Source organism: Micromonospora sp. H33 (genome assembly GCF_052068455.1).
GTDB lineage: Bacteria > Actinomycetota > Actinomycetes > Mycobacteriales > Micromonosporaceae > Micromonospora.
Genome location: NZ_JBQHDE010000005.1, coordinates 108,936 through 129,288 on the forward strand (window position 1 = coordinate 108,936; position 20,353 = coordinate 129,288).

Consider the following 20,353-nt stretch of genomic DNA (forward strand, 5'->3'; position numbering starts at 1 on the left):
CGGGGCACGTGCCGCCGAACCGCGACTCCGAGTGTTGAGAAGGGGCCCCTTCTCTACGCCAGGCGATAATAGGGGCCCCTTCCTTACCGCTCAGCTCGGGACGTCGCGGCGGCGGAAGCCGGCCAGGCCGGCGGCGAGCAGCAGCGCGCCCACCCCGGTAAGCACGGCGAGGGGCAGCACGGCCGGGTCGACCGCCGGCACCGACGGCACGTGCGTGTACGGGGACAGGTTGAGCACCGTCTGCGGCAGGTCGAGCACCGCGCCGAGCTGCCCGAGCAGCAGGAACACGATCAGCACCGCCCAGGACAGCACCACCGACCAGCGGGGCGCGAGCCCGAACAGCGCGGTGACCACCCCGGCGACGACGAGCAGCGCCGGCAGCCGCAGCAGCGCCGCCCCGCTCAGCTCCAGGGCGTGCCCCACCACATCTCCGGCCACGATCCCGTAGCCCAGACCGGTCGAGAGCCCCGCGAGCAGCACGAGCACCACCGCGCCGAGCACCGCACCGACGACCTGGGTCCCGAGCCAGCGATGCCGACCGACGGCCGTGGCCAACACCGCCTCCAGGATCCCGTCGGACTCGTCAGCCCGCGTCCGCAGCAGCGCCTGCACGACGTACGCCCCGATGGTCAGCGCGAACAGCCCGAGCATGGCGGCGAGGAACGCGTCGATGAGGTCCGTCCCGCCGCCGAGCGCCCCGATGGCCTCGGCCGCCGCCGGGTTCTCGGCGATCATGTCGTTGACCTCGTCGGCGGCGATGCCCATCGACAGCCCGAGGATCACCACCGCGACCGCCCAGCCGAGCAGGGCGCCGCGGTGCAGCCGCCAGAGCAGCCCGGCGGGGCTGAGCAGCCCGGCGGCGGCGTGGGCGGGCCCCCGGCGGGCGGCGAGCAGCCCGGCGCCGAGGTCCCGGCGGCCGGCGAGCACGAAGGCGAGCGCCGTGCCGGCGACCAGGAGCGCGACCGGCAACCCGAGCACCCACCAGCGTTCCCCGCCGAACGCGCGTACCTGGTTGCCCCAGCCGAGCGGGGACAGCCACGACGGCCAGGCGCTCTCCACCCGCAGGCCGTCCCGCTCGCCGAGGACGTCCCCGGCGGCGCGGAGCAGGAACGCGACGCCGACGCTGGCGGCGGCGAGCGCGTTCGCGCCGCGCGAGGTGACCGACAGCTGGGCGGTGACGGCGGCGACGGCGGTGAAGGCGACACCGACCCCGGCGACGGCCCCGGCGGCGGCGAGCGACCCGGCGAGCGGCAGGCCGGTCGCGGCGAAGGCCAACCCGAGGAGTACGCCGGATGCCACGTTCGCCCCGACGACGACGATCAGGGCGGCGGTGAGCAGCGCGTACCGGCCGACGACGGCGGCGCCGAGCAGCTCCGCCCGGCCGGTCTCCTCGTTCTGCCGGGTATGCCGGACGACGGCGAACGTGCTGACCAGCGCGGCGAGCACGGCGAGGGTGATGTACGTCTCGGCGACCACCACCGCACCGAGGTCGGGACCGACGATCGGCCCGTTGAACGCGCGCGCGACGACGCTGGTGGCGGCGGTCTCGGCGTACCGGACGCGGGCCGGCTCGTCCGGGTAGACGCCGGCGACGCTGCCGGCAAGGCCGATGCCGAGCAGCGGCGCGCCGACCACCCAGATCCCCAGCTTGATCCGGTCGCGGCGCAGGGCGAGCCGGGCCAGCCGGCCGGTGCCGGTGTACGCGTTCATCGGGCCCGCTCCACCTCGGTCGCGGCGACCCGCCCGTTCGGGGAGGCGCCGTCGTAGTGCCGCAGGAACAGCTCCTCCAGTGTCGGCGGGGCGCTGGTGAGCGCGCGGACGCCGAAGCGGACCAGGTACGCCAGCAGCTCGTCGAGGTGCTCCGGCTCCACCTCCAGCCGAATACGGCCGTCGACGGAGCGCACCTCGTGGACGCCGGGCAGCCCGTCGAGGCCGGTCAGGGGACGTGCCGTCTCGACGGTGACCGTCGTCCGGGCCAGGTGCCGCAGCTCGGTGAGGGTGCCGGACTCGACCGTGCGGCCGGCGCGGATGATGCTCACCCGGTCGCAGAGGGCCTCGACCTCGGCCAGGACGTGGCTGGAGAGCAGCACGGTGGCGCCGCCGTCGGTGAGCCGCCGGACCTCCTCCTGGAACACGGCCTCCATGAGCGGGTCGAGCCCGGAGGTCGGCTCGTCGAGCACGTACAGCTCGACGTCGGAGGCGAACGCGGCGACGATGGCGACCTTCTGCCGGTTGCCCTTCGAGTACGCGCGGCACTTCTTGGTGGGGTCGAGGTCGAAGCGCTCCAGCAGTTCGTCGCGGCGGCGCCGGTCCAGCCCGCCGCGCAGCGCACCGAACAGGTCGATGGCCTCGCCGCCGGACAGGTTGGGCCACAGGTTCACGTCGCCGGGCACGTACGCGAGCCGCCGGTGCAGCGCCACCGCGTCACGCCAGGGATCGGCGTCGAGCACCCTCACCTCACCGGCGTCGCGCCGCAGCAGCCCGAGCAGGACGCGGATGGTGGTGGACTTGCCGGAGCCGTTAGGACCCAGGAAGCCGTGCACCTCCCCCGCCTCGACCCGCAGGTCGAGCCCGTCGAGCGCGCGGACCGCGCCGAAACTCTTGACCAGGCCGTCGATCGCGATGACGGGCATGGGCGCCTCCTGTCGAATCCGGTTCGCCACCCTCAGCGTACTGACCGACGGTCAGTGGATTCAACCCGCCGGTCAGGACCACGGCTACGCTGGGCCGCATGACCGCCGAGGCGCCCGACGACACCCGTACCCGCATCCTGCGGGTCGCCCTCGACCTGTTCGCCCAGCACGGCTACCAGCGCACGTCCCTGCGCCAGATCGCCGAGCGGCTGCGGCTGACCAAGGCGGCGATCCTCTACCACTTCCCCGCCAAGGAGGACCTGCTCACCGCGTTGTCCGAACCGCTCCTGCGGGACCTGGAGACGATGCTGGACGCCACCGCCGCGCTGCCGCCCCCGCGGGCCCGGGACGCGCTGCTCGCCGGCTGGGTGGACACGATGCTCGCCCACCGCCGCTCGCTGGGCATGCTGTTCCACGACATCGCCCTGGTCTCCCGGGGGGCGACGTACCACCGCCTGATGCGGATCGCCATGCGTGCCAACGAGATCGTGGCCGGGCCGGACGCGGGGCGCCGGGAGCGGGTCCGCGCCGTGCAGGCGATCGCCGCGTGCAGCGACCCGATCCTGTTCTTCGCGGACGTACCCGAGGAGACCCTACGGGCCGACATGCTCGACGGCGTACGCCGGCTCCTGGGTGACGCCGGCGGCGCGGAGGCGGAGGGCGGCGCGGGACCGGCGGCGGACGCCGGACGCCCCGGGCGGCGCCGGCCGGGACGGCCGCGGTCGATGGGCCCGGAGCAGGTCCGCACCGCGCGGCGGCTGCACGCCGCCGGCACCCACTCGGTGGACGAGATCGCCGCAGCGCTCGGGGTGTCCCGGGCGACGGTCTACCGGCACCTGGACGGATCCGGGGTGGAATAATGAGACGGGTTTCGCGACGGTTTTGAGACCCGTTTGAGCGCTCGGACGGCGGGTAGCCGACGCGCCCGTCCGGCGGACGGGACCGGGCCGCGTACGGTGGCGCGGCCGGCGCGACGGGATGGTGGCGGATGGGTCCGGTGCTGGACGGTCGCCTCGTCACGGCCACCCGGCAGCGGTCGAGGGGGTGCTGACCATGTGCGGCATCGGCGGGGAGGCGCGGTTCGACGGGTCGACACCGGACGCGGGCGCGGTGGCCCGGATGGCCGACGCGATGCGGTTGCGGGGGCCGGACGGCGAGGGCCTGTGGAGCGACGGCTGGGTGACCCTCGGGCACCGCCGGCTCACCATCATCGACCTGTCCGACGCCGGGGCCCAGCCGATGCTCCGCGAGGACCTGGGGCTGGCGCTGGTCTTCAACGGCTGCGTCTACAACTATCCCGAGCTGCGCGAGGAGCTGCGGGCCGCCGGGCACAGCTTCCGCTCCACCAGCGACACCGAGGTGATCCTGGTGGCGTACGCGCAGTGGGGTGAGGCGTTCGTCGACCACCTGGTCGGCATGTTCGCGATCGGCCTGGTGGACCGGGCGCGACGGCGCCTCGTCCTCGCCCGCGACCGGCTCGGCATCAAGCCGCTGTACCTCGCCGAGTCCCCCGGGCGGCTGCGGTTCGCCTCGACGCTGCCGGCGCTGCTGCGCGGCGGCGACGTCGACACGGGCATCGACCCGGTGGCCCTGCACCACTACCTGTCCTGGCACTCGATCGTGCCGGCGCCCCGCACCGTCCTGCGCGGCGTCCGCAAGCTGCCCCCGGCGACGGTGCGGGTCGTCGAGGCGGACGGGCGCAGCCGGGAGCGGGTGTACTGGCAGCCGGAGTACGTCCGCGAGCCCGCCCACGACGGCATGGACGCCCGGGACTGGCAGGCCGCCGTCGGTGGCGCGCTGCGTACGGCCGTGCGGCGGCGGCTGGTCGCGGACGTGCCGGTGGGGGTGCTGCTCTCCGGCGGTCTGGACTCCAGCCTCATCGTGGCGCTGCTCGCCGAGGCCGGGCAGCAGCACCTCAGGACGTTCAGCATCGGGTTCAACAGTCGCGGCGGCGAGGCCGGCGACGAGTTCCGCTGGTCCGACCTCGTGGCCCGCGCGTACGGCACCGACCACCAGCGCATCCGGCTCGCGGACGACGACCTCGTGCCGGCGGTACGGTCGACGGTGGCCGCGATGACCGAGCCGATGGGCAGCCACGACGTGGTGGCCTTCCACCTGCTCAGCGAGCAGGTGGCGAAGCACGTGAAGGTGGCGCAGTCCGGGCAGGGCGCCGACGAGGTCTTCGCCGGGTACGGCTACCACCAGCCCCTCGTGGCGGTGCCTCGCCACGGCGCGGCAGAGGCGTTCGCGGCGGCCTTCTTCGACCGCGACCACGCCGAGCTGACCCGGGTGGTCGACCCGGCGTACGCCTGCGACCGGGACGCCAGCCGCGAGCTGCTCGCCGCCGAGCTGGCCGCGCCGGGCGCGGAGACCGCGCTGGACGCGGTGCTGCGCCTGGACACCCACCGGATGCTCCCCGACGACCCGGTGAAGCGGGTGGACAGCATGAGCATGGCCTGGGGGCTGGAGGTGCGGACCCCGTTCCTGGACCAGGACCTGGTGGCCCTCGCGGCGGCCTGCCCGCCGGAGCACAAGGTGGCGCAGGGCGGCAAGGGGGTGCTCAAGCAGGTCGCCCGGGAGGTGCTGCCCGCCGACGTGATCGACCGGCCGAAGGGCTACTTCCCGGTGCCGGTCCTGCGCAACGTGGACGGCCCGGTGCGGGACCTGGTCGTCGAGGCGCTGCGGGCGCCGGCCGCGCGGGAGCGGGGCCTGTTCCGGCCGGCGTACGTCGAGGAGCTGCTCGCCGACCCGGAGGCGGCGCAGTCGGCGGCCGGCAGCAACAAGCTGTGGCAGCTCGGGCTGCTGGAGCTGTGGCTCCAGACGCACGACATCCGCTGAGGTGAAAGGAAGGGCCCCTTGTTAACGCCTGGCGTTGTACAAGGGACCCCTGCAATCACGCGTCCCCTGGGCGGGTCTGCGCGGCCAGGTGGTCCAGCACGGCGCGGACGTCGCACTCGGTGCGGGCCAGGACGCGGCGCTGGCGGGCCGCGCCGTTGCCCTCGCGCCGGACCCGGTGCAGCTGGTCGAGCACGTACCGGAGGTCGCCGTGGCGCACCAGCGCGGGCGCGACGGCGGCGAACAGGTCGTCGACCAGGTCCCACGCCGGCCGGGCACGGCCCGAGCGCAGGTCGATGAGGTCGCCGTCGAGCCCGTCGTGGCCGGCCCGCCAGTGCGCGGCCGAGACCAGGCAGTCCCGGATCCGCGGGGCGAGGACGCCGTCGCGGACGTCGTCGGCCACGGTCGCGACGAGGGCGCGGACGAGCCCGGCGACCAGCACCGTGTCGTCGACGGTCGGGCAGACGTCGCCCACCCGGACCTCCACCGTGGGGTACGCGACGGACGGGCGGGCGTACCAGTAGACCATCGCCGCGTCCAGCATGATGCCCGCCCTGATCAGATCCTCGACGGTGGCGTCGTAGTCGGCGGCCGACTCGAAGTGCGGGGTGGGGCCGATGCTCGGCCAGCGTTCCAGCTGCATCGACCGCCAGCTCGCGTGCCCGGTGTCCCGGCCGTCGTGCAGCGGCGAGTTGGCGGTGATCGCCTGCACCACCGGCAGCCAGGGGCGCAGGTGGTTGCAGACCTGCACGGCGAGTTCCCGGTCCGGGACGCCGACGTGCACGTGGCACCCGCAGACCGCCGGGTCGTGCGCGACCGGGCCGAACCGCCGGGACATGGCGTGGTAGCGCGGTTTGTCCGGTACGGTCCGGTGCGGCTCGTGCACCGGCGTGGCGCCCACCGCGACGAGGCGCGCGCCGGCTGCCTCGGCCGCGTCGGCGACCGCCGTACGCAGCGCGACCAGGTGCTCCCGCAGCTCCGTCAGGTCGGCCGAGACCGGCGTGACCATCTCCACCATGCTGTGCCGGAACTCCTGCCGGCTCTGTTCGCGGGCGGCGCCGGACAGCCCGTCGAGCACCCGGTCGGCGACCGGCATGCTCTCGCCCGTCCCGGGGTCGAGCAGCAGGTACTCCTCCTCCACGCCGAGGGTGAGCGTCGTCAGGTCGGGAAGGGCGGTGGCCGGACGGTGCGTCATGGGCGGTGGGCGTCCGTTCGTCGGGCTGCCGGGTGCCCTCACCGCCTTCCCGGCCGGTGCAACGGAAAACGCCGGGGACCGGCCGGCGGGGCCCGCCGTTGAGAAGGGTCCCCTTCTCTACCGCAGGCGTTAACAGGGGGCCCTTCCTTGCACCTCGTCCGCGCGGGCGGCGAGGTGGGCGCGTTCGGCCGCGTTGTCCGTCCGCGCCGCGGCCGTCCGGTAGGCCGCCACCGCCTCCGCGGTCCGGCCGAGCCGGCGCAGCAGGTCGGCGCGGACCGCGTGGAACACGTGGTAGCCGGCGAGGTCGAGGCCGTCCACCACGGCCAGCGCGGCGGCCGGCCCCGCCACCTCGGCCAGCGTCACCGCCCGGTTCAGGGCCACCACCGGCCCGGGGGCGACGGCGGCGAGCTGGTCGTACAGGGCGAGGATCTGGGCCCAGTCGGTGCCGGCGGCGTCGGGTGCGACGCTGTGCACGGCGGCGATCGCGGCCTGGATCTGGTACGGCCCGGGCCGGTTTCGCCGCAGGCAGCGGCGGACCAGCGCCTGCCCCTCGGCGGTCGGCGCGGCGTCCCACCGGGACCGGTCCTGCTCGGCCAGCGGCACCAGCGCGCCCTCGGCGGTGGTGCGGGACGGCCGGCGCGCCTCGGTGAGCAGCAGCAGGGCGAGCAGCCCCAGCGCCTCCGGCTCGTCCGGCATCAGCTCGACCAGCAGTCGGGCGAGCCGTACCGCCTCGGCGCAGAGGTCGTCGCGGACGAGCCGCGGGCCGGCGCTGGCGGTGTGCCCCTCGGTGTAGGTCAGGTAGACGACGGCGAGCACGGTGTGCAGGCGGTCCGGCAGGTCGGCGTCGCGCGGCACCCGGTACGGGATCCGGGCGTCGCGGATCTTGGCCTTGGCCCGCGTGATCCGCTGGGCCATCGTCGGCTCCGGCACCAGGAAGGCGCGGGCGATCTCGGCGGTCGTCAGGCCGCCGAGCAGGCGCAGCGTCAGGGCGACCCGGGCGGCGGGCGCCAGCGCCGGGTGGCAGCAGGTGAAGATCAGGCGGAGCCGGTCGTCGCGCACGGGCCCCTCCTCGGGCGGGTCGTCGGCGGTGTGCAGCCGCGCGGCCTCGGCGTGCCGCTCGCCCCGGGACGCCTCCCGCCGCAGCCGGTCGATCGCCCGGTTGCGGGCGGTGGTGATGATCCATCCGGCGGGGCTGGGCGGCGCCCCCGTCTCCGGCCAGCGGGCGACCGCGACGGCGAAGGCCTCCTGCACCGCCTCCTCGGCGAGGTCGATGTCGCCGAGGAGGCGGACGAGGACGGCGACCGCGCGGCCGTACTCCGCGCGGAACACCGCTTCCACGTCGGGCACGGTCAGTCCTCGGCCTCGCCCTGGAACGGGCGCACCTCGATCGGCAGGGTGGTGGCGAGGGCGTACCGGCGGCCCCACTCCAGGGCGGCGTCCAGGTCGGGGGCCTTGAGGATGGTGAAACCGCCCAGGTACTCCTTGCCTTCGACGAACGGGCCGTCGGTGACCAGCACCTCGCCCTCCTTGGGGCGCAGCACGGTGGCCGTGGACGGATCGTGCAGGCCCTGGCCGAAGACCCAGCACCCGCTGGCCTCCAGCTCCTGCCGGATCGCGCCGAGTTCCCGCATGACGCCGGCGAGGAACTCGGGGTCCGGGGTCCCCGGGCCGGCGGGCTGGTAGATGCTCACCAGGTACTGCTTCATGGGCTCCTCCTCGCGGGGCGGCCGGCACCCGCGCCGGCCTCTCATCCTCCACACGAACGGGCACCGCCGGTTTCGACAGCACGCCCCGAGATTTCTGCGGCGACGCCTGGCGCACCGGCGACCCTGGGGGAAGAACCCTCGCATTTCGGACCCGGTCGGTAGAGTCGGCCCCGGGGGTGCGGGGGCATGTCGAAGGCGACGGAGGAGTTCTTCGCCGGGCTCGTCCGGCACGGGCACGACCGCCTGTCCCGCAAGACCAGCGGCTCGATCCGCTTCGACCTCACCCGTCCGGGCGGGACCGACCACTGGCTGGTGGCCATCGACCGGGGCGTGGTGCGGGTCTCCCGCGAGGCCGGCACCGCCGACACGGTGATCCGGACGGAGGAGTCCCTGTTCGAGCGGATGACCCGCGGCGAGGTCAAGCCCCTGCCCGCCTGGCTGCGCAACGACATCACCACCGAGGGCCAGTTCCGGTTCGTCATCCTGCTGGAACGCCTGTTCGCCCCGCCGCCCGGCGGCCGCCACCCTCGGGACGTCGCCCCGGTGCCACGGGACGAGATGTGAACGGCGACCTCGTCCGCGTCCTGGACGGCAACATCTTCGTCCTCAGCGAGGAGAACGGGGACATCGAGGGGGGCCCGAACCCGTCCGGATACTTCGGGTTCGACACCCGCTTCCTGTCCCGTTGGCGGCTCACCGTCAACGGCGAGCGGCTGCACCCCCTCGCAATCCGTGAGGTGCACTACTTCGAGGTCCGGTTCTTCCTGGTGCCCGGAATCCCGACCCACTACGTCGACGCGAAGGTGTCGGTGATCCGCGACCGCGTCGTGGCCGACGGCAACTTCGTCGAGACGCTCACGGTCATCAACCACCGTCCCGAGCCGGTCGAGTACACGGTGCGGATCGACGTCGACAGCGACTTCCGGCCCCTCTACGAGGTGCAGATGCCACACCAGGCAGCGGAGCGCCCGGGGCGCCTCTACCGGCGGATCGAGGACGGCTCGCTACGCCTGGGGTACCGGCGGGAGCGGTACCGGCGGGAGACGGTGGTGTCCAGCACCGAACCCGCCGAGGTCGACGATTGCGGGCTCACCTACCGCGTACGGATCGAACGCAACGCCCGGTGGACCACGACGCTGCGGGTACGGGGGTTGGTGCTGCAACCCGACGGCGAGGACGTCCGCCAACGGGCTGCCCCCCGCCGCAGCGGCGGCACGCCGCGGCTCCGCCTCGACCTGGACCGCTGGTTGGCCAGGACGCCCCAGCTCAGCTCCGACTGGGACGTTCTGACGGACACGTGGCGGCGCAGCCTGGTGGACCTCGCCGGCCTGCGGTACTCGCCGCTGGTCCTGCCCGACGAGGCGATGCCCGCCGCCGGCCTGCCCTGGGTGGCCACCGCCACCGGCCGGGACAGCATCCTCACCAGTTTCCAGGCGTTGCCCGTCGCGCCCGAGCTCGCCGCCACCACCCTGCGGCTGCTCGGCACCGACCAGGGCACGGTGCTCGACGACTTCCGCGACGAGGAGCCCGGCAAGATCCTGCAGGAGTTCCGGTACGGGGAACTCACCGCGTTCGAGGAGAAGCCGCAGGCGCCGTACTACGGCAGCGCCGACACCACGCCGCTCTACGTCGTCCTGCTGGACGAGTACGAGCGCTGGACCGGTGACACCGCGCTGGTGCGCGAGTACGAGGACGAGGCCCGGGCCGCGCTGCACTGGATCGACGAGTACGGCGACATCCGCGGTGACGGGTACGTCTGGTACCAGCGCCGCAACGAGAGCAGCGGCCTGGTCAACCAGTGCTGGAAGGACTCCCCCGACGCGATCTGCTACCGCGACGGCCGCCGGCCGGGCCTGCCCCGGGCGACCTGCGAACTTCAGGGGTACGCGTACGACGCGAAGCGGCGGGGCGCCCGGCTGGCCCGCGAGATCTGGGGCGACCCCGCGTACGCCGACCGGTTGGATCAGGAGGCCAGCGAGCTGAAGGTGCGCTTCAACCGGGACTTCTGGTTGGCCGACGACGGCTACTACGCGCTCGCCCTCGACAGCGACGGCACCCCGGTCGACGCCCTCTCGTCGAACATCGGGCACCTGCTGTGGAGCGGCATCGTCGACGACTCACGGGCGGCGGCGGTGGCCGAGCACCTGCTCGGCCCTCGGCTGTTCTCCGGCTGGGGGGTGCGCACCCTGGCGGCGGGCCAGACCCGGTACAACCCGCTCGGCTACCACGTCGGCACGGTCTGGCCCTTCGACAACGCGCTGATCGCCGCCGGACTGCGGCAGTACGGCTTCCGGCGCGAAGCCGGGATCATCGCGGAGGGGATCATCGCGGCGTCGGCCTACTTCGATGCCCGCCTGCCAGAGGCGTTCGCCGGGTTCGACCGGCAGCGGACCGGCTACCCGGTGCGGTACCCGGCCGCGAACAGCCCCCAGGCGCTGGCGACGAGCGCCCCCTTCCTGCTGGTCCGCACGCTGCTCGGGCTGGAGCCCTACGGTGAGCACCTGGTGGTGGCGCCGGAGGTGCCGGCGCGGTTCGGGCGCGTCGAGCTGCTGGACATCCCGGGCCGGTGGGGCCGGAAGGACGCCATCGGCACGGCCCGCCATCATAGCTAGCTTAAATAAGCGTGGCCTGATATAAAGGGCCCGTGCACGCGTTCGATGTGCTCGGTGATCCGGTGCGACGCCGGATCCTGGAGCTGCTGGCCGAGGGCGAGATGACCGCCGGCGAGCTGGTGGAGGTGGTCCGGGCGGAGTTCGGGATCTCCCAGCCGGCCGTCTCCCAGCATCTGAAGGTGTTGCGCGACAACGGCTTCGCCACCGTCCGGCCGGCGGGAACCCGCCGGCTGTACGCCGTCGACACCCGCCCGCTGCGGGAGGTCGACCAGTGGTTGGACCACTTCCGCCGGTTCTGGACCAATCCCCTCCAGGCACTGGCCACCGAGCTGGCCCGGGGCCAGCGCGAGCGGCGGCGACGCGAGCCGTCCGCTGACGACAGGAGTGAACGATGACCGACGCCACCAGCCAGATCAGCACCGTCCGCCGGCAACTCGGCCGGCGGGTCCTGGAGGCCGGCGAGGCCCGGGTGATGACCATCAGCCAGACGTACGACGCGCCGCTGGAGGACGTCTGGGACGCCTGCACAAACCCCGAACGCATCCCCCGCTGGTTCCTGCCGGTCTCCGGTGACCTGCGGCTGGGCGGCCGCTACCAGCTGGAGGGCAACGCCGGCGGCACCGTCGAGCGCTGCGACCCGCCGAAGAGTTTCGCCGCCACCTGGGAGATGGGCGGCGACGTGAGCTGGATCGAGGTGCGGCTCACCCCGGTCGAGGACGGGCGCACGCGGTTCGAGCTGGAGCACGTCGCCCACGTCGCCCAGGAGTTCTGGGACCAGTACGGCCCCGGAGCGGTGGGCGTCGGCTGGGACCTGGCGCTGCTCGGCCTCGCCTCGCACCTGGGCGGCGCGGGCGCGGGCGTCACCCCCGAGGAGAGCGCCGCCTGGATCGCCTCCGACGAGGGCCGGCGGTTCGTCGCGTTCAGCAGCGAGCGGTGGCGCGACGCGAGTGTCGCCGACGGCACCGACGAGGCGGAGGCGCGGGCCGCCGCCGACCGGACGACCGCCTTCTACACCGGAGTCCCGGAGGCCTGATCCGTCCCGAGGCCGCCGGATGCGGGACAACGTCGTGCCGGCGGCCTCGGGACGATCGCACGGCCGGCCTCGCGGCGGGTAACGTGCGGCGGCATGACCGGCACGGCGTACTCGCACTGTTCCTACTGCGGCACGGCGTACCCGCCGGCGGCCGTGTGGCCCCGGCTCTGCGCGGCCTGCGGCGAGACCGTCTGGCGCAACCCGCTGCCGGTGGCGGTGGCGGTGCTGCCGGTGCACACCGACGCGGGCCTCGGTGTGGTGGTCGTCCGCCGCGACATCGAGCCGGCGCGCGGGCAGCTCGCGTTGCCGGGCGGCTTCATCGAGTACGGCGAGGAGTGGCAGGACGCTCTGGTACGCGAACTGCGCGAGGAGACCGGCCTGCCCGCCGAGCCGGCCGACGCGACGCTGTTCGCGGTGCACAGCGCCCCGGCCGGCGGCACGATGATGGTCTTCGGGGAGTTGCCGGCCCGGCCGGCCGCGTCGCTCCCGCCGTCGGCGCCCACCGAGGAGGCGACCGAGTGGCTGGTGCTCACCGAGCCGGTCGAGCTGGCGTTCTCCACCCACACGCGCGTGCTCGCCGACTTCCTCGCCCGGCACGCCGGCTGAGCCGGGTGGTTCAGCCGGCGGCCGGGTAGCGCTTGCTCAGCCGGACCAGCCGCGGGTCATCCACGCCCGGATTGTGGCCGCCCGCCCCGGCCCGCCGCCACCGGATCGACCGTCGGGGCGGCAGGCGTGACCGGGCGCCGAACGGGTAGACCGCGCCCACGCGCACGCCGCCCGGGCGGCCGTGCCGCCGTACGACGCCTCCGGGGGGCCGATGTCGGACGCGCCAGCACCGTCGGGCGGACGCCCGGACGACGTCGTGGAACTGCGGGTGCACGGCGCCTCGGGCTCCAGCGCCGAACAGGTGCTGGACCGCCCGAACGTCCGGCAGGTCAGCGGTGACCACAATGGCGGCTTCTACCGGCCCCGCCCCGGCTACCCGGACACCACCGGCCCCGGCGGGGTCGTCCTGGAGGCGTACCGCTGGAGCGACCTGCCCTCGGGTACCGCGGTCCGCACGTTGTCGCTGGTGTTCCTGCTGCCGTTCATGCTCTGCAACGTGGCGCTGTGGATGCGGCCGACCAGCTCGGAAGGCCGGGCCGCCACCGTCAAGGGCCTCTGCCGGGTGCTCGCGCTGACGCTCACCGCCCTGTACGTGCTCGCCGTGGCCGGGGTGGCGCTCGACCTGGTGGCCTGGAAGTGCATGGCGTCGCCGCCGTGCCTGGCCGGGCGGAGCTGGCTGTCCTGGCTCGGCGGCCGGCCGGTCGGGCTGCGGCTGGCGGTGCTGTCGCTCGTCCCGGCCGCCGCCATCGGGCTGGTCTGGTGGCTCGGAGCCCGTCCGGAGCGGATGTTCGCGTCGTTCCGCACACCCCCGACCGTCACCGGCGCGCACCAGCTCACCGCCGTCGGGCAGTGGGACCAGGCGCCGCTGGTCGGGCGGCTGCGCTCGATCCACGTCGCCGCCGCGTTCGCCACGCTGGACGCCGTCCTGCTCACCGTCCGCGCCCACGTCCGGGCGTCGCCCGCCACGGTGACGCTCAGCGTCCTGACCGGCGCGGTCCTGGCCGCCTGTGTCGTCCTGGTCTGCGCGCATCCGCTGATCGATCGGCCCGAGGCGGGACGGATCGACCGGGTGACCTCGATCCTGCGGACGCTCGCGTGCGCGCTGACCGTCGTGGTCGTCGTCGTGGTCGCGGCCGATCCCGCGCCGCCGTCGACGGACGGCGGGCTGCCCGGGTACGGCGTGACGGTCGCCAGACTCTTCCTCGCGCAGACCTGCCTGCTGACCGTTCTCTGGGGGGTGGTGAATTGGTCGCGGGGCGATGGCGGGCCGCCGCTGCGGGCATCCGGCCCGCTCGTGTTCGGTGCGGTCGCGACCGGTCTGGCGGTGGCCTTCTCCGCCGAGCTGGTCTACCGGGTGGCGGATCTCCTGCAGCGCGACGCCCCGACCGCTGACCGGATGGCGACCGGCCCGCCCTTGACGTACAAGTGGACGATCTTCGGGTTCTTCGTGGCGGTGGTGACTGCGGCGGCGGTCGCCGCCGTGGTGGCGGTCGTGTCCCGGCCGGCGCGGCACCGGGCGGCGGCGGCGGCCCTGGGGCGGGACTTCCCGGACGCGCCGCCCGAGGCGGGACCCCGGTTGCGGCAGGTCGAGAAGGTCATCGCGCGGGCCCGGTTCACCGAACGGCTCGCCCCGCTCACCCTCACGTACGCCTGGCTCGCCGGCTTCGGCATGGCGACCAGCGCCGTCGGCATGTTCGGGCTGGACCCCGGCGAGGCGCTCGACCGGTGGCTCGGGATCCCCGACGGCTTGGTGCACTTCGGTATCAGCGTCGGCAGCTGGGTGATCGCCCTGCTCCTCCTCGGCCTGGTGCTCGGCGGCATCTTCGCGTACCGGACGGCCGAGTTCCGCCGCTACGTGGGCGTGCTGTGGGACCTGGGCACGTTCTGGCCCCGGGCGGCGCACCCCTTCGCCCCACCCTGCTACGCGGAACGGGCGGTGCCGGAGCTGAGCCGCCGGATCGCCTGGCTGACGGGCCAGGGGCACGCCGTGCTGCTCACCGGGCACAGTCACGGCTCGGTGCTGCTCGCGGCGACCGTGCTCCAGCTCCCGCCGGGCGCCGGTGACCGGGTCGCGCTGCTGACGTACGGGTCGCCCCTGCGCCGGCTCTACTCCCGGTGGTTCCCGGCGTACGTCGGCGATGACGTCCTGCGCGAGGTGGGCGAGCGGATCGGTTGGCGCTGGCTCAACCTGTGGCGGGACACCGACCCGATCGGTGGCTGGATGTTCTCTGCGCACCGGCCCGGCGAGCCGCCCACCGTCACCGGGCCGGCGGGTTCGGTCGACCGTCGGCTGCGCGACCCGTGGGCCGTCGTCATCCCGCCCGGCGACAGTGTCCCGCCGCCGATCGTCGGGCACTGGCCGGCCGAGTCCGACCCGCGCTTCGCCGACGCCGTCCGGGAGCTGGCGGACCGGCTGCGCCGGGCCCCCTGACGGGGCCCGCATATCCTGCACCGGGTGAGCACCGCCCAGAAGCCCGAGCGCACGCTGATCGCCTCGAACAAGAAGGCCCGGCACGACTACACCGTCCTCAAGACGTACGAGGCGGGGATCGTGCTGGCCGGCACGGAGGTCAAGTCGCTGCGCGAGGGGCGCGCGTCTCTGGTCGACGCGTTCGCGCAGGAACGCGACGGCGAGCTGATGCTGTACGGCCTGCACATCGCTGAGTACGGCTACGGCACGTGGACCAACCACGCGCCCCGGCGCACCCGCAAGCTGCTGCTGCACCGGGTGGAGATCGACCGGATCCGGGAGAAGCTGCGCGACGGCGGATTCACCCTGGTGCCGCTGTCGATGTACTTCTCGAACGGCTGGGCCAAGGTGGAGCTGGCGCTGGCGCGGGGCAGGAAGTCGTACGACAAGCGGCAGGCGCTCGCCGAGCGTGACGCGCAGCGGGAGATCGCCCGGGAGCTGGGCCGCCGCCTCAAGGGTCGCCCGCAGCGTCGGGGCTGACCGGGCGCCGACGGTCACGGCGTGTCGGCGTGGCGTGCCCGGAGTGTGTTGACGGGGTCGACGGGTCGTGGTGTGCTGCGGGGGTCCGCGTAATGACAACCGTAGTCATTACCGTTCGACCCGAGGAGGAGCATGTCTCTCACCGTCCCGCCCGCCCTGCTCGACGCCGCCGAGCGCGGCCCGGTCTCCGACGCCGACTTCGTCGCCTGCGTCCGCGAGTCGCTCCCGTACGCCTGGCAGACCGTGAGCCGGGTCGTCGCCGAACTGGAGGCCGACGGCGCCGACCACGCCGACAACGAGATTCCGCCGCCGAGCGAAGCCGAGCGCGGGCAGCTGCTGCGTGCCCTGGCCAGCGACGCGATCCGGGCCGGCCTGGAGCGGCACTTCGGCGTGAAGCTGGCCTTCCAGAACTGCCACCGGGTCGCCGCGTTCCGGCCGGCGGCGGTCGACTCCGACGCGTACCGGCGGTTCATCTCGCCCCGCGGCCAACTGCTGAACCAGTCCCCCGAGCTGCGTGACTGCTGAGCTCGGCACCGGCCGGCGTCCGTCACCCGCTCCTGCTGGTGGAGGGCGCCGGCGCGCCGTCACGGGTGTCGCGGGTCTCCGGCGGCGGAGTCCGCTAGAGTGTCCTTGGTGGAAACAGTTTCCATTTTCATGAAGCGTGGAGCAGCTCGGATGAAGATTGCGTTCGTCGGCAAGGGCGGTAGCGGCAAGACCACCCTCGCGGCCCTGTTCGCCCGCCACATGGTCGAGACCGGCCGGCCGGTGCTGGCGATCGACGCCGACATCAACCAGCACCTCGCGGCGGCGCTCGGCGCCCCGGCCGAGGAGGCCACCCTTCCGCCGCTCGGTGAGCACCTGCCGGCCATCAAGGAGTACCTGCGCGGCGACAACCCCCGGATCGCCTCGGCGGCCGAGATGGTGAAGACGACCCCGCCCGGACGCGGGTCCCGCCTGCTGCGCGTGGTCGAGGAGAACCCGGTGTACGCGGCCTGCGTCCGTCCCGTCGGTGGGGTCCGGCTCGCGGCGACCGGCGCGTTCACCGAGGCGGACCTCGGTGTCGCCTGCTACCACTCGAAGGTGGGCGCCGTCGAGCTGCTGCTCAACCACCTGGTCGACGGTCCCGGTGAGTACGTGGTGGTGGACATGACCGCCGGTGCCGACTCGTTCGCCTCCGGCCTGTTCACCCGCTTCGACCGCACCGTCCTGGTATGCGAGCCGACCCTGCGCAGCGTCGGCGTCTACCGCCAGTACGCCAGCTACGCCCGCGACTACGGCGTGGCGTTGTCGGTGGTCGGCAACAAGGTCGAGGACGCGGCGGACGTGGACTTCCTCCGCGAGCACGTCGGCGCGGACCTGCTCACCTGGGTCAGCCGGTCGGCGTACGTGCGGCGGGCCGAGCGCGGCACCGTCGGCCCGCTGGCCGAGCTGGAGCCGGCGAACCGGGCCGTGCTCGCGCGATTGGCGGAGGCGGTCGACACCACCGCACAGGACTGGGACCGGTTCACCCGGTACGCCCACGAGTTCCACCGCCGCAACGCGGCCGCCTGGGCGAACGAGCGGGCCGGGACGGACCTGACGCGCCAGATCGACCCGGACTTCGTCCTCGGCCCGTCGGCGCTGAGCGCGCCCGTGGCCGGGTGAGAGCGGCGCCAGGTCGGGGTGACGCGGAGCCCGTCCGGGCCGGCGGAGTCGTCCGGTCAGGCCTTGGCGCAGTCCGCGCAGGTGCCGAAGATCTCCAGCGTATGGTCGACGTCGGTGAAGCCGTGCTCGGCCGCCACCTGGTCGGCCCAGCGCTCGACCGCCGGGCCGGCCACCTCGACCGTCCGCCCGCAGGAGCGGCAGACCAGGTGATGGTGGTGGCGGCTCTGGCTGCACCGGCGGAACAGCTGCTCGCCGCCGGGCAGCCGGGTGGAGTCGATCTCGCCGGCGTCGACCAGCAGCTGAAGGGTGCGGTAGACGGTGGTCAGGCCGACCCGGGCGTCGCGGTCGCAGAGCATCCGGTGCAGCTGCTGCGCCGTGTGGAAGCCCTCGACCTCCCGCAGCAGCGCCAACACCTCGGCGCGCTGCCGGGTGTTCCGGGTCACGTTCGGGATCGCCTGCGTCACCGTACTCCCGCCATCTCCCCTGCTCCGACCGCGACCAGCGGTCCCGGGCCGACACCGTCGCCGGCTGCCCACCATTATGCGCGTCCGGCCGGCACCGGCCTTACGGCGTGATCCGCACCTTCAGGGCCGTGCGCTCGTCCATCGCCCGGTAGCCGTCCGGCACCCCGTCGAGGGTGACCGTGCGGTCGAAGACCGGCGACGGGTCGATCCGGCCGGCCAGCACGTCGGCGAGCAGTTCCGGGATGTACGCGCGGGCCGGGGCGACGCCGCCGCCGAGCCGCACGTTGCGGCCGAACATCTGGCGGATGTCCACGCCGGCGCTGCCGCCGTGCGGCACGCCCACGTAGCCGACCGCGCCACCGTCGCGCGCCACCGAAATGGCGGTCCGCATCGACTCCTCGGTGCCGACGGCCTCCAGCACCGCATGCGCGCCCTGCCCCTTTGTCAGTTCCTTGACCGCCGCGACGGCGGCGTCGCCGCGCACGGCGACCACGTCGGTGGCGCCGAACCGGCGGGCGATGTCGGTCCGCGCGGTGTGCCGGCCGAGCGCGATGATCTGTTCCGCGCCGAGCCGGCGGGCCGCGAGCACCCCGCACAGCCCGACCGCGCCGTCGCCGACGACGGCCACCGTCGCACCCGGCCGCACACCGGCGGCGAGGGCGGCGTGGTGCCCGGTGGACATCACGTCGGACAGCGCCAGGATCGCGGTGAGCAGTCGGTCGTCGCCGGCCGCCTCGGCGGGCAGCCGCACCAGCGTGCCGTCGGCGTACGGGACGCGCACGGCCTCGCCCTGGCCGCCGTCGGAGCCGGGCTGGCCCCAGAAGCCGCCGTGCGGGCAGGAGGTGTGCAGGCCCTCGACGCAGAAGTCGCAGGTTCCGTCCGACCAGACGAACGGCGCGACCACCAGGTCACCCCGGCGGACCGAGTTCACCTCGGCACCGGTCTCCTCAACCACGCCGAGGAACTCGTGCCCGATCCGCTGCCCGGGCTGGCGCGTGGCCACCCCCCGGTACGCCCACAGGTCGCTGCCGCAGACGCACGCCTGCACGACCCGGACGACCGCGTCGGTCGGGTTCCGGACGGCGGCGTCGGGCACCTCCTCGACCCGGATGTCGAACGGCGCGTGGATCACGGTGGCACGCACGGGCTCTCCTCCGCTGCTCAGGACCGGCGCCGCCGCACTGCGACACCGCCCGCCGAGGCTAGCGGTCCCGCCACCACCCCCACCACGGACCGTGGCCCGCCTCACCGACCCGTCCCGGCCCACCTGCCGTTCGTCGATCATGAACTTGCGGTGGCCGATTCGTGCCGTCTCGCGGCTCTTGCGGGGCACCACAACTCCATGATCGCCGATGATGTCTGGCCGGCGGATGCGGGTGGAGTCACGGGGGTGTGGCTGGCAGAGGCCAGGTGGATCGGCGATTGTCCTTGCGGATGCGAGAGATTAGGGTGGCCGGCGTGGCGATGTTCCGGATCGGCGAGGCGGCCGAGCTGCTCGGCGTGAGCGCGGACACCGTCCGCCGCTGGGTGGACGCCGGCCGCCTGCGCGCGGTCCGCGACGAGCACGGGCACCGCACGGTCGACGGGGTGGACCTCGCCGCGTTCGCCCGGGCCCAGGCGGCCCACCCGGACGAGCGGGCGGACGCGTCGTCGGCCCGCAACCGGCTGGGCGGCATCGTCGTGAACGTCGTCAAGGACACCGTGATGGCGCAGGTCGACATCCAGGCCGGCCCGTTCCGGATCGTCTCGCTGATGAGCCGGGAGGCGGTCGACGAGCTGGACCTGCGGGTCGGGTCCCTCGCGGTCGCGGTGATCAAGTCCACGACGGTGGTGGTGGAGCGCGCCACGCCGGCCGCCGGTCCCCGGGGACGGCAGGCGTCATGAGAGCAGGCGTCGTCCGTACCGTCGCCGTGGCCGTCGCCGCCACGCTGGCCCTGGCCGCCTGCGGCGGGTCCCGGGATGCCGGCGGGTCGGCCGGCGGCGGCGTGACGGGGACGGTGACCGTGTTCGCCGCCGCGTCGCTGACCGAGTCGTTCACCCGGATCGGACGGGACTTCGAGACGGCCAACCCCGGCACCACCGTGGTGTTCAACTTCGCCGGCAGCTCCGCCCTCGCCACACAGATAGCCGAGGGCGCGCCCGCGGACGTCTTCGCCTCCGCCTCGCCGCGGAACATGGCCACCGTCACCGAGGCTGGCGGCGCCGACGGCGAGCCCGCGGTCTTCGTCCGCAACCAGCTCGTCGTCGCGGTCGCGCCCGGCAACCCCGAGGGCGTCCGCGGCCTGGCCGACCTGGCCCGGCCGGGGCTGAAGGTGGCGCTCTGCGCCGAGCAGGTGCCGTGCGGTGCGGCGGCCCGCACCACCCTCGACGCGGCCCGGGTCACCCTGACCCCGGTCACCCTCGAGCAGGACGTGAAGGGCGCACTGTCGAAGGTACGGCTGGGCGAGGTGGACGCCGCCCTCGTCTACCGCACCGACGCGCGGGCCGCCGGCGCAGACGTGACGACCGTGGAGTTCGCCGAGTCCGCGCAGGCCGTGAACGACTACCCGATCGCCGTCCTGACCGACGCCCCGAACCCGGCCGGGGCGCGGGCCTTCGTCGCGTACGTGCGGTCCGCGCCGGGTCAGGCGGTGCTCACCGAGGCCGGGTTCCAAGCGCCGTGACGGCTCCAGGCG

20 protein-coding genes are annotated in these 20,353 nt (G+C 74.2%); 13 read left to right on the forward strand and 7 right to left on the reverse strand.

The window, feature by feature from the left end:
• Positions 1 to 90 precede the first annotated feature (90 nt).
• Both ACTMS0_RS14490 and ACTMS0_RS14495 read right to left on the reverse strand, forming a co-directional pair.
• On the reverse strand, positions 91 to 1,710 hold the full coding sequence (locus tag ACTMS0_RS14490; protein WP_441155690.1) for an ABC transporter permease: 1,620 nt from the start codon (positions 1,708 to 1,710) through the stop codon (positions 91 to 93).
• Positions 1,707 to 2,633 carry an ABC transporter ATP-binding protein gene (locus ACTMS0_RS14495; RefSeq protein ID WP_441155691.1) on the reverse strand — a complete coding sequence of 309 codons (927 nt, stop codon included), beginning with the start codon at positions 2,631 to 2,633 and terminating at the stop codon, positions 1,707 to 1,709. Before ACTMS0_RS14495 ends, ACTMS0_RS14490 begins: the two co-directional genes overlap by 4 nt.
• A 98-nt stretch (positions 2,634 to 2,731) precedes the next feature.
• Between ACTMS0_RS14495 and ACTMS0_RS14500 the strand changes: the two genes are divergently transcribed.
• Positions 2,732 to 3,493, forward strand: a complete 762-nt coding sequence (locus ACTMS0_RS14500) for a TetR family transcriptional regulator (RefSeq protein ID WP_441155692.1) — start codon at positions 2,732 to 2,734, stop codon at positions 3,491 to 3,493.
• 193 nt (positions 3,494 to 3,686) lie between these two features.
• The gene (locus tag ACTMS0_RS14505; protein WP_441155693.1) at positions 3,687 to 5,471 is read left to right on the forward strand and encodes an N-acetylglutaminylglutamine amidotransferase; all 1,785 of its coding nucleotides are present in this window, start codon (positions 3,687 to 3,689) and stop codon (positions 5,469 to 5,471) included.
• 55 nt (positions 5,472 to 5,526) lie between these two features.
• Here the strand turns inward: ACTMS0_RS14505 and ACTMS0_RS14510 are convergent, their stop codons facing one another.
• The 3 genes from ACTMS0_RS14510 to ACTMS0_RS14520 form a co-directional block, all read right to left on the reverse strand.
• On the reverse strand, positions 5,527 to 6,663 hold the full coding sequence (locus ACTMS0_RS14510) for a carboxylate-amine ligase (RefSeq protein WP_441155694.1): 1,137 nt from the start codon (positions 6,661 to 6,663) through the stop codon (positions 5,527 to 5,529).
• A 129-nt stretch (positions 6,664 to 6,792) separates the two neighbouring features.
• Positions 6,793 to 8,010, reverse strand: coding sequence for an RNA polymerase sigma factor (locus ACTMS0_RS14515; protein WP_441155695.1), 1,218 nt, complete (start codon positions 8,008 to 8,010; stop codon positions 6,793 to 6,795).
• A 2-nt stretch (positions 8,011 to 8,012) separates the two neighbouring features.
• Complete coding sequence (locus ACTMS0_RS14520) at positions 8,013 to 8,369, reverse strand: YciI family protein (RefSeq protein WP_441155696.1); 357 nt, start codon at positions 8,367 to 8,369, stop codon at positions 8,013 to 8,015.
• 186 nt (positions 8,370 to 8,555) lie between these two features.
• Between ACTMS0_RS14520 and ACTMS0_RS14525 the strand changes: the two genes are divergently transcribed.
• The 9 genes from ACTMS0_RS14525 to ACTMS0_RS14565 all read left to right on the forward strand — a co-directional run bounded on the left by ACTMS0_RS14525 (position 8,556) and on the right by ACTMS0_RS14565 (position 17,214).
• Positions 8,556 to 8,933, forward strand: coding sequence for an SCP2 sterol-binding domain-containing protein (locus ACTMS0_RS14525; RefSeq protein WP_441155697.1), 378 nt, complete (start codon positions 8,556 to 8,558; stop codon positions 8,931 to 8,933).
• Positions 8,930 to 10,981, forward strand: a complete 2,052-nt coding sequence (locus ACTMS0_RS14530; protein ID WP_441155698.1) for an amylo-alpha-1,6-glucosidase — start codon at positions 8,930 to 8,932, stop codon at positions 10,979 to 10,981. The genes ACTMS0_RS14525 and ACTMS0_RS14530 overlap by 4 nt, the downstream gene beginning before the upstream one ends.
• A gap of 32 nt (positions 10,982 to 11,013) precedes the next feature.
• Entirely contained in the window at positions 11,014 to 11,376 is a 363-nt protein-coding gene (locus tag ACTMS0_RS14535) for an ArsR/SmtB family transcription factor (RefSeq protein ID WP_441155699.1), read from the forward strand.
• A complete protein-coding gene (locus tag ACTMS0_RS14540) occupies positions 11,373 to 12,014 on the forward strand; it encodes an SRPBCC family protein (RefSeq protein WP_441155700.1) in 642 nt (213 codons plus the stop codon). Before ACTMS0_RS14535 ends, ACTMS0_RS14540 begins: the two co-directional genes overlap by 4 nt.
• Positions 12,015 to 12,107: 93 nt before the next feature.
• Positions 12,108 to 12,620 (forward strand): NUDIX domain-containing protein, encoded by a 513-nt coding sequence (locus tag ACTMS0_RS14545; RefSeq protein ID WP_441155701.1) that lies wholly within the window; start codon positions 12,108 to 12,110, stop codon positions 12,618 to 12,620.
• Positions 12,621 to 12,876: 256 nt separating this feature from the next.
• Positions 12,877 to 15,051 (forward strand): hypothetical protein, encoded by a 2,175-nt coding sequence (locus tag ACTMS0_RS14550; RefSeq protein ID WP_441155702.1) that lies wholly within the window; start codon positions 12,877 to 12,879, stop codon positions 15,049 to 15,051.
• Positions 15,052 to 15,075: 24 nt separating this feature from the next.
• Positions 15,076 to 15,570 (forward strand): SsrA-binding protein SmpB, encoded by a 495-nt coding sequence (gene smpB, locus ACTMS0_RS14555; protein WP_441155703.1) that lies wholly within the window; start codon positions 15,076 to 15,078, stop codon positions 15,568 to 15,570.
• A gap of 132 nt (positions 15,571 to 15,702) precedes the next feature.
• The gene (locus ACTMS0_RS14560; protein ID WP_441155704.1) at positions 15,703 to 16,095 is read left to right on the forward strand and encodes an SCO5389 family protein; all 393 of its coding nucleotides are present in this window, start codon (positions 15,703 to 15,705) and stop codon (positions 16,093 to 16,095) included.
• Positions 16,096 to 16,245: 150 nt separating this feature from the next.
• Positions 16,246 to 17,214 (forward strand): nucleotide-binding protein, encoded by a 969-nt coding sequence (locus ACTMS0_RS14565; RefSeq protein ID WP_441155705.1) that lies wholly within the window; start codon positions 16,246 to 16,248, stop codon positions 17,212 to 17,214.
• Between the two features lie 56 nt (positions 17,215 to 17,270).
• On the opposite strand, the gene ACTMS0_RS14570 is transcribed toward ACTMS0_RS14565, so the two are convergent.
• Together ACTMS0_RS14570 and ACTMS0_RS14575 are read right to left on the reverse strand one after the other, a co-directional pair.
• On the reverse strand, positions 17,271 to 17,753 hold the full coding sequence (locus tag ACTMS0_RS14570; protein ID WP_441155706.1) for a Fur family transcriptional regulator: 483 nt from the start codon (positions 17,751 to 17,753) through the stop codon (positions 17,271 to 17,273).
• 25 nt (positions 17,754 to 17,778) lie between these two features.
• Entirely contained in the window at positions 17,779 to 18,822 is a 1,044-nt protein-coding gene (locus ACTMS0_RS14575) for a zinc-dependent alcohol dehydrogenase family protein (protein WP_441155707.1), read from the reverse strand.
• Positions 18,823 to 19,136: 314 nt separating this feature from the next.
• Here ACTMS0_RS14575 and ACTMS0_RS14580 point away from each other — a divergent pair, with 314 nt between their 5' ends.
• Both ACTMS0_RS14580 and modA read left to right on the forward strand, forming a co-directional pair.
• Complete coding sequence (locus tag ACTMS0_RS14580; RefSeq protein ID WP_441155708.1) at positions 19,137 to 19,562, forward strand: TOBE domain-containing protein; 426 nt, start codon at positions 19,137 to 19,139, stop codon at positions 19,560 to 19,562.
• Positions 19,559 to 20,341: a molybdate ABC transporter substrate-binding protein gene (modA, locus tag ACTMS0_RS14585; protein ID WP_441155709.1), complete on the forward strand. Its 783-nt coding sequence runs from the start codon at positions 19,559 to 19,561 to the stop codon at positions 20,339 to 20,341. The genes ACTMS0_RS14580 and modA overlap by 4 nt, the downstream gene beginning before the upstream one ends.
• Positions 20,342 to 20,353: the final 12 nt, after the last annotated feature.